This window comes from Neobacillus niacini NBRC 15566, from assembly GCF_001591505.1.
Lineage (GTDB): Bacteria > Bacillota > Bacilli > Bacillales > Cytobacillaceae > Neobacillus > Neobacillus niacini.
In genome coordinates, this window is the sequence record NZ_BCVA01000089.1 from 1 (window position 1) to 7806 (window position 7806).

9 protein-coding genes are annotated in these 7806 nt (G+C 36.9%); 4 read left to right on the forward strand and 5 right to left on the reverse strand.

The genetic code is table 11. The features are described from left to right. The first annotated feature begins 214 nt into the window (after positions 1 to 214). A complete protein-coding gene (locus BANA01_RS28510; protein ID WP_052106279.1) occupies positions 215 to 1288 on the forward strand; it encodes a PrsW family intramembrane metalloprotease in 1074 nt (357 codons plus the stop codon). A gap of 78 nt (positions 1289 to 1366) precedes the next feature. Here the strand turns inward: BANA01_RS28510 and BANA01_RS28515 are convergent, their stop codons facing one another. Next, positions 1367 to 2371: a DUF3231 family protein gene (locus BANA01_RS28515; RefSeq protein WP_034673030.1), complete on the reverse strand. Its 1005-nt coding sequence runs from the start codon at positions 2369 to 2371 to the stop codon at positions 1367 to 1369. Positions 2372 to 2697: 326 nt separating this feature from the next. Between BANA01_RS28515 and BANA01_RS28520 the strand changes: the two genes are divergently transcribed. After that, a complete protein-coding gene (locus tag BANA01_RS28520) occupies positions 2698 to 3108 on the forward strand; it encodes a hypothetical protein (protein ID WP_034673032.1) in 411 nt (136 codons plus the stop codon). Positions 3109 to 3464: 356 nt separating this feature from the next. Here the strand turns inward: BANA01_RS28520 and BANA01_RS28525 are convergent, their stop codons facing one another. After that, a complete protein-coding gene (locus BANA01_RS28525; protein WP_157411917.1) occupies positions 3465 to 3752 on the reverse strand; it encodes a DUF6241 domain-containing protein in 288 nt (95 codons plus the stop codon). Positions 3753 to 3790: 38 nt separating this feature from the next. Beyond that, entirely contained in the window at positions 3791 to 4024 is a 234-nt protein-coding gene (locus tag BANA01_RS28530) for a hypothetical protein (protein ID WP_034673034.1), read from the reverse strand. 474 nt (positions 4025 to 4498) lie between these two features. Between BANA01_RS28530 and BANA01_RS28535 the strand changes: the two genes are divergently transcribed. Together BANA01_RS28535 and BANA01_RS28540 are read left to right on the forward strand one after the other, a co-directional pair. Continuing rightward, positions 4499 to 5164, forward strand: coding sequence for a hypothetical protein (locus BANA01_RS28535; RefSeq protein ID WP_169803759.1), 666 nt, complete (start codon positions 4499 to 4501; stop codon positions 5162 to 5164). Positions 5165 to 5644: 480 nt separating this feature from the next. Beyond that, positions 5645 to 6142, forward strand: coding sequence for a P-loop nucleotide/nucleoside kinase family protein (locus BANA01_RS28540; protein WP_034673039.1), 498 nt, complete (start codon positions 5645 to 5647; stop codon positions 6140 to 6142). A gap of 265 nt (positions 6143 to 6407) precedes the next feature. Here BANA01_RS28540 and BANA01_RS28545 read toward each other — a convergent pair whose 3' ends face one another. Together BANA01_RS28545 and BANA01_RS30125 are read right to left on the reverse strand one after the other, a co-directional pair. Beyond that, the gene (locus BANA01_RS28545) at positions 6408 to 7148 is read right to left on the reverse strand and encodes an SDR family NAD(P)-dependent oxidoreductase (RefSeq protein WP_034673042.1); all 741 of its coding nucleotides are present in this window, start codon (positions 7146 to 7148) and stop codon (positions 6408 to 6410) included. Positions 7149 to 7272: 124 nt separating this feature from the next. Next, positions 7273 to 7443, reverse strand: coding sequence for a hypothetical protein (locus BANA01_RS30125; protein WP_169803760.1), 171 nt, complete (start codon positions 7441 to 7443; stop codon positions 7273 to 7275). Positions 7444 to 7806: the final 363 nt, after the last annotated feature.

Here is a 7806-nt window from a genome sequence, read left to right on the forward strand (position 1 = left end):
TTAAATCCATGATGCTTGTCCAAAGTTGCTTCAAGTTCGTGCACTTTGACTCTCCATCATGCAAAATTGAACTAGATCACATTGTGGGTTTAAGTGCCTCTTTTTCTCGACCTAAATAATATACCTATTTTTGAGCATACTCTTTTTGAGGATATTTCTTCCTGTATGAATGAATGGTCGTCAAACTCATGATACCAAGAGGGGGTAAGTTTTTTTGAAATGCCCGCAATGTGTTTATTCCAATCCTGATGAAGTGAAGTTCTGCTTAAGCTGCGGCGAAAAGTTTTTAAAAAATAATGGTGCAGAAGATGAAAACAGTTTTTTTTATGAATTTGCCCATTATGTTGATATGGTTCCAAATGTTGAACGGTCCATTGAGCCTAAATTTCAAAATATCTTTTCGCGTGTTTTCCGTAATCATAGTGAATTGGAAGCGGAACGGCTGTTTATAGTCGGAACAGCGCTTACGACACCGAAGATTTCGGAAGTGAAAGAGACATGGCCAAAACCTTGGCTTTTTGCCAGGGTGTTCATCATTGCTCTCCTTATATTTGCAGGCTTTTACATAGGTGCTAACTATTTTGGAAATTGGAACTTTATACCTGGAGTGATTATTGTTGGTGCATTTGCTGTTCCGTTTTCAACGTTAATCTTCTTCTGGGAGATGAATGCACCGCAAAATATTGCTTTTTACCGAGTGATCTATTACGTGTTGACCGGCGGGATTCTATCCATGTTAGCGGCCATCGTATTTTTCGATATTCTCAAAAACAATATAAATCCGATTACGATTGGAATTGTTGAGGAGCTTGCTAAAGCCATCATGGTCATTGCGTTTGTTCGCTACAGAAAGTATAAATATATACTAAACGGACTTCTCATTGGTGCAGCGGTTGGAGCAGGTTTTGCAGCGTTTGAAACCGCGGGGTATGCGCTAAGGTCATTGCTTACAGGGGATGGCGCAAATCTCTACAATACGATTATGATCCGAGGAATCTTTGCCCCTGGCGGACATGTTGCCTGGGCGGCTCTGACGGGTGCAGCATTCTGCAGAGTTCAAGGGGACCATCCTTTTAATCTAAGAATGCTATTCCGTATTAAATTTTTACGTGTCTTTATGTTAGTGGTTGCGATTCATGCTTTATGGGACACTCCTATACAAGGAATGTTCCCCTATGGACATGTTTTTTTAATGATCGCTTCATGGATTGTTGTTTTTCTGCTCATCCGTGCCGGTCTTAAGGAGATAGGAAAAATTAATGCTCTAAGAATATCCCATACAGATTAGCATTTCTTCACTCATGAGAAATGCTTTTTTGGTTTTTTAACCATAAAATGCCCGACCGATTTGGAAGGGCATTTCTTGTTATTTTTGTTTTGCAATTTCTGTTCTATTAGGTGCAAGTGGAGGCTGTTCTAACCATTTATTTTTTACCATAATATTAAACCAATTTTTTAAAACCATAAGATTTTGTAAAATAGTACCCTCAAAAGTGGTAACAAGGTCTGTTCGCATGGCTGCTGCAAGACCAGCCCCATGATAGGTTTGTGCATTTTGAAACAAAAATCCCATGTGATACATTAATAACTTATCAGAAAATGGAGAGTCAGTTGAAATTGTCACTTCCGTTTCCAATGATTTTGGAACTGGTAAGTTATCAGCTTGGAGTATTTTTGCTAATGCTTTTATTTGTCCATCAGCCGTTTTCTCAGATTGAGTTAAAAATTTTCTTACTTCTTTGGATTCCGCCACCTGGCTGAATGCAATAGAAAGGGTTTTAGCCATAACACTTTTTTTCAGGTTAAAGGAAATAGAAATGATTTCTGTAGCAGCAAGAGTTCTACCCTTCCCCAAAAAACCGTCTTTGAAATCATTGCTTGAAATAAATTGAGGGTGATCATATGCATAAAATAATGGGTCCCTCTGAAAAAGTCCTTTATCAAGCAATAATTCTATCGTTTGGTGGTAAAACTTTTTCGCATCGTTATCACATGAGTCGTAAAAATCCCTTAGGTCTTTTCTGACAGAAATGCTTAATGCAGTGGTATGCCCAAATAATCCATGTAAAGTCATTACATGTAAATAATTTAGGCAGAATGCATCTGAAAACAATCTCTGTTTGCCTAAATACAAGTCGGATTCATTAAATCCAATTGGAACAGGAAACCCCTCATTCTCAAAAAAAGCGATAATTTGTCTCTTTTGTTTTTCGAATGTCTTGAGAGCATCATTAAAAACCGCTTTAATTGCTTCATCTTCAATAATTGAGTACATATATTTATTTACTACATCTATCGCTGTTCCGCTTACATACTCGGCCCACAAAGAACCAATTTCAGAAGATGTCAATTTTAATTTTTCCGTTTCCATTTTTTCACCTCCCTTGTATTATTTCCTGATTTTTAGAAAATATATGATTTTCTGGTTTTTAATGTGAGACGATAATTTTCTTATGAGTTAACGAATACGATACTCTGAAAAAGTTATTGCTGATATTAGTGTATGGAGAAATTATTGTGAAGAAGTGTACTTAAAGTAAAGGGGGCAAGAGTTCAAGACTAGATCGATACGACGGTCTTTTTGCTTTTTTAGCTAACGGTGCAGATTACTTCAAGAAGGCTTTATTAAGAAAGTTGAAGAATATATATTTTACTTACATAAAATAAAGCAAAAGTCTAGTTCTGGGGTTGATGATAATGGATCACAGAAAAAGTAAAGGTAATAGCAGAGAAGATTCCAGCAATAAGAAAAGTAAAAAAGTTTTAGAACTGGAAAAAGAGGTTGCATTGGGGCTGTGGATTCAAGTAATAGGTCAGATTATTGAAATTAAAGGTTTATCAGGGCTTTTGCATATTGAGAATGATACCGATTCAATTGGAGAACAACAAATATTAACTGGTGTTTGGATTAAGACAATTGGTCAAATATTAGAGGCCATTTCTGTGTCAATGCAAATAAGTGAAACAGATATCATTAAACTTCTGCAGGAACAAAAACTTGCCATCACAGGAGATTTGCTTGTGTCAATTGGTGCAGCTTATGAGGTATCTGGAGGCATCCATGTACTTGAAGAGGAAACAGCCGAGATTCCTCGCATTATTCCATAAAGAAAATGACCAGACATTTTGTAAGAACAGTCAATATTTCGTTTAAAATATGTATTATTTATCATGTTGCTGATGTGAGTTCCGGCTTTAGCATTAAGGTGATTACGTAATACAAAGAATTTATAAAATAAAAGAGAAGGTGTTTGTTAAACTAACGGGGCCTTGGTTGAAGAGGTTAATAAGGATATATTTTGAGGAGATCTCTGTTTAAAAATCTGAGCATTTTGTATTGATATACAAAATGCTCCACATTATGCGGTGTTTTATATTGTCTAGATTCACATACATTTTTTAAAGCAAATAAAGGCTTTGTGACAGAATATGTGAACCCGTTATATTTTAATGGGGTTTTCATTCTATTGTGTCATATAACGAAAATTGTTCTTGATGAACTCTGCTTCTTCGGCAGGACTTAATTTACCGTAGGCTTCTCCAACCTCTCCGTCTTGTAAACTCCAAAAATAGTTGTGATCTTCATCAATATTTCCAAAATTACCGTTTTTCCATTTTTCTAGAATCCTCAACAAACTATTTTTGTTATCAAAATTGTTTACAGTTACTACATCGTAGACTTGTTGAATCGTACCGTCTAACATCGGGATAGCTCCCTTTTTTTCTTCAGCACGGACTTTCTGGTGAGTCATTTTGTGCATAACAACTATTACGTCAATTTTAGTTGAATTCACATTAAGATTGGTAGCAAATGTAGCTCTTTATATGAAGTCTGATCATTTTCGATTTCTTCCCCTGTTACTTGCTGCGGTGCAGCTTGAGTCACTTCAGAAGGAACATCGTCAACTATTTCGTCGTGAGTCTTATTGTAACTTGCTACATTATTCAGGATTTCGATTGTTGCATAAATCCCCACGATCAAGAAAACTATTACAATTAATAGTAAAGATTTAAAACGTTTCATACTTCTTCCAACTTTTCAACTACAACTATACCTTATAATTCTAGATACATGGGTATAGTTCCTTTCATTAGTAGTAAATCTGTTGCGAAACTTGCAATTGAAAAAAGCTGCAACAATGATAGCCTTCTATTGTTCCAACAAGTTTATGTAACTTTGTGAAAGAGTGTACTTAAGGTAATGGGTGCTTTACTTAAAAAACAGGTTGCTGCGGCAGCCTGTTTCTAAATGTGCCAACGGGGCAGTTTTGTGATATAAATCTACCGAATCTATAAAGTTAAATTTGATACAACTGACTACGTTAGTTGTCTATACTTCTATCTTTCATAATGCATTTAATAAAGGATATAAAGCAAAAAGGAGTGGAAATAAATTGGGATAAGACCATTATGTAATAAACTATATGGAACTGACGCAGTTTTGGGAAACCTAATTTCCATTAATACACAGACGGGAAGCGGAACAATTATAGGTAAAATGTTTGATCAAGCTCCATCACTAGCCACCGACCCAACAACTGGCATCTTGTATGCCGGTACTGGTGGTGGTATACCGGTTCTTTTCACGGTTGATCCAAATGCAGCTAGGGCAACTTTTGTTGGAAATACAGGCTTGGGGGAATTTCACTCGATTGCAGGATTGGATTTTAGGAGCGATGGCACATTGTTTGCTTCCGTTAATATAATTGGTGGCAGCCCAACAGGTGCAGATCATTTGGCTATCATCAATAAAAGTACAGGAGTAGCTACAGTGATTGGTCCCTATGGAATATGTGACTCTGAATCATGCACCATTGAAGGAATGGAAGGAATCGCTTTTGATGAGAATGGTACACTTTGGGGTTCACTACGCACTCGTCGCAGTGACGGAACACCTGGACTGTACACGATAGATACCAAAACGGGAGCCGCTACATTTGTTACACGTATTCAGAACCCTGATGGGTCTACACCAAGCGGCGGTGTGGTTAGCCTGCAGTTCTGCAATAATATATTATTTGGAGGAACAGCGAATGCTATCCCACCTGCAACCGATGGTGGTAAGCTTATTGTCATTGATCCTTCAACTGGATTTTGGTCTTTTGTAGGAACAGGTAATGCAACAGGTGGAACTAGCCTTGGAGGTTTGGCTAGAGTTTTTTGAGTTAAATTAATTCAGACAGGGATTTAATTTGTTTTATGAGGATTCGCTGTCAAATTACCTTGCTAATTGGTTAGCTAAAGGGGTTTCAATAGTTGAAGGCTGTTCAAAGCTACTCCTCCTTTTTACCCATTTAAATCCTTTCAATTGAAATCATAATAGTAAATGCAGAAATTAGACAACTAGTAAACGGATAACGCCTTTCTAAATTCTAATAAATTCTGATTGAAGGGGTTAAAAATAGATTATGAAGTATTACTTTTAAAGTAACGGGTGCGTTGATCCAGAAGGATTAACGCTTCTTTTTGTTGAACTTTATTTAAGTAACGGCGCAGGTTCGTTATAGAAATAAAAATGAAATTGGTAGCATAAGTGAATTGGATAAAAATCTTAACATCTAAATATTAATAAGAGAATAATTGCTATGGGAACTAACGAAGTAAAAAGTTTGAACTCAAATAAACGCGGGGGGTTAGGATATATATGAAACAATTGGGGACGCTATACTTTTTCTGTGGAAAAATGGGAGCTGGAAAATCAACTAAATCAAAACAATTGGCGATAGATAAACATGCGGTACTGTTGTCTGAGGATGAATGGCTTTCATCTCTTTATCCCAATCAGATCGCATCATTTGAGGGCTATCTAAAATTCTCAGCGCAGCTTAAGCCACTGGTGAAAAAGCATGTCCAAAACATATTAAGTGTCGGTACCGATGTAGTGATGGATTTTCCAGCTAACACTCAAAAACTGCGAAAGTGGTTTTTGGATATAGCGTCAGAGGTCAAAGCAAGCCATCAACTAATTTTCCTTAATCTAAATAACGAGCAATGCTTACGTCAAATTGCACAAAGGCGCAACGAACAACCCGAAAGAGCAGCTTTTGACACGGAAGCGGTGTTTAATCATGTTACTAAATTTTTTGAAGAACCAGAGGCAACTGAGGGTTTAAATATTTTAGAGTTTAGCGGAAAAGAATAATAAGGAGTTTAGAGTACCTTTTGTTCTTGGAAATGCTCTATATGATAAAAAAGGATATGTGAGTAAGGTAAGTTTCAATTCAAAAATAGGACAGCGTAAATAGCCTAGGGCATTTACGCTGTTTTTTAGAAGTTACGAAGTGGCACTCATATTCAAATGTTTAAAATACAGTTTAAATCCTCATGAAGCTCGATAAATTTTTTCTCGTCCCCTGTTGGCATATCAGGGTGATATTTTTTGCCAAACTTGCTGCTAATTGTGGTCTTTATAATGCAGCTGACCCACCATCAATTGAAATGACAGCACCATGAATATAGGCAGCTTCATCACTAAGCAGAAATGCTACGACATTCCCTACTTCATGAGGTTGACCTAATCTGCCCATTGGTACCGCGTCAGCCATGGCTTTAATCGCATCTGTTGGGAATGCTTTTACCATTGGAGTTTCATTGGTTCCTGGAGCAATGGCATTGATACGAATATTTTCTCTTCCGTATTCTCCAGCTATGGTTTTTGTCAGACCAATGACAGCATGTTTCGTCGCGGAATATGCTCCTAGTGTAGGCATGCCGACTAAGCCGCCAAGAGAGGCCGTATTGACTATGGCTCCACCACCCGTTTTCAGCATCTCTGTCACAACATATTTCAAGCCATAGAAGACCCCTTTTAAATTGACATTAACGATAGCGTCGAATTCTTCTTCGGAACAATCTAACGTTCGTACGCCAGAACCGGAAATTCCAGCATTGTTAAAAAATAAATCTATTTTTCCAAAGCGGCCAACCGTTTCGTTAACATATTTTTTTACATCCTCTACTTTACTCACATCTGCTTGAATAAAAATAGCCGCACTGCCTAATTCCTCACAAAGTTGTACGGTCTCTTCTCCTTTTTCTTTCGACAAGTCTACTACCGAAATGTTCACTCCCTTTTGAGCAAGCTTTAATGCAGCTTCCCTACCAAACCCACTTCCACCGCCAGTAATAATAGCTGTTTTCCCTTGCATTCCATTCACTCCAAAATTAAGTATTTGTGCTGCAATTCATCGATTTCACTTTATGTGAAACATTGAGCAATCAATACTATTATTATAGCACCTAGTCGTTTACTCAAAGGAAATCGGTATGTGTCTAATTCTCGACATCTTTAATAGTGGTGGATATTAAATGCAGCTGCTTTAAAACGATTAGAACAGGAAGAATAGGAGCAAATATCATATTATCTAATAAACGATTGCTGCTTCCTTCCTCTATTAAACGTATGTTAGCCTTATTAGACCACAGCGTTTCGTACTTGTTCATTTAATCGTACGAGGTCCACTTTAAGTGACCTTCCACCTTTCCTACCAGATCAGCGTCTAGACAATATTCTTGCCTCAAAGGAGGACTAGACCTTGGTATGGCTGCATTTTCAGTCCTTCTAATCAAACGTTTAGTTAATATGAATTCAACTAATTAAATGTTTGATTAAATCGTGCATAAGCCCTCTTATCAACGAACTTTTGCCTATTTTCAAGAAAAATAATTGTTGTATAAAGGTTGTGACCTTTAAAAGTTATCTTCAAAATTGACAATAGAAACTAGCAAAGTACAAACTTTGGCAAAAATAAACAAGTTCGATTACCAACTAATAGTTTAATTAATTTAAAAAAAACCCAATAACCT

What these genes read in the sequence shown, in the direction of transcription:
- BANA01_RS28515 (WP_034673030.1), bottom strand. Translation starts at nt 2,371, where the DNA reads ATGGAAACGGAAAAATTAAAATTGACATCTTCTGAAATTGGTTCTTTG.
- BANA01_RS28520 (WP_034673032.1), top strand. Translation starts at nt 2,698, where the DNA reads ATGGATCACAGAAAAAGTAAAGGTAATAGCAGAGAAGATTCCAGCAAT.
- BANA01_RS28525 (WP_157411917.1), bottom strand. Translation starts at nt 3,752, where the DNA reads ATGACTCACCAGAAAGTCCGTGCTGAAGAAAAAAAGGGAGCTATCCCG.
- BANA01_RS28530 (WP_034673034.1), bottom strand. Translation starts at nt 4,024, where the DNA reads ATGAAACGTTTTAAATCTTTACTATTAATTGTAATAGTTTTCTTGATC.
- BANA01_RS28535 (WP_169803759.1), top strand. Translation starts at nt 4,499, where the DNA reads ATGTTTGATCAAGCTCCATCACTAGCCACCGACCCAACAACTGGCATC.
- BANA01_RS28540 (WP_034673039.1), top strand. Translation starts at nt 5,645, where the DNA reads ATGAAACAATTGGGGACGCTATACTTTTTCTGTGGAAAAATGGGAGCT.
- BANA01_RS28545 (WP_034673042.1), bottom strand. Translation starts at nt 7,148, where the DNA reads ATGCAAGGGAAAACAGCTATTATTACTGGCGGTGGAAGTGGGTTTGGT.
- BANA01_RS30125 (WP_169803760.1), bottom strand. Translation starts at nt 7,443, where the DNA reads ATGAACAAGTACGAAACGCTGTGGTCTAATAAGGCTAACATACGTTTA.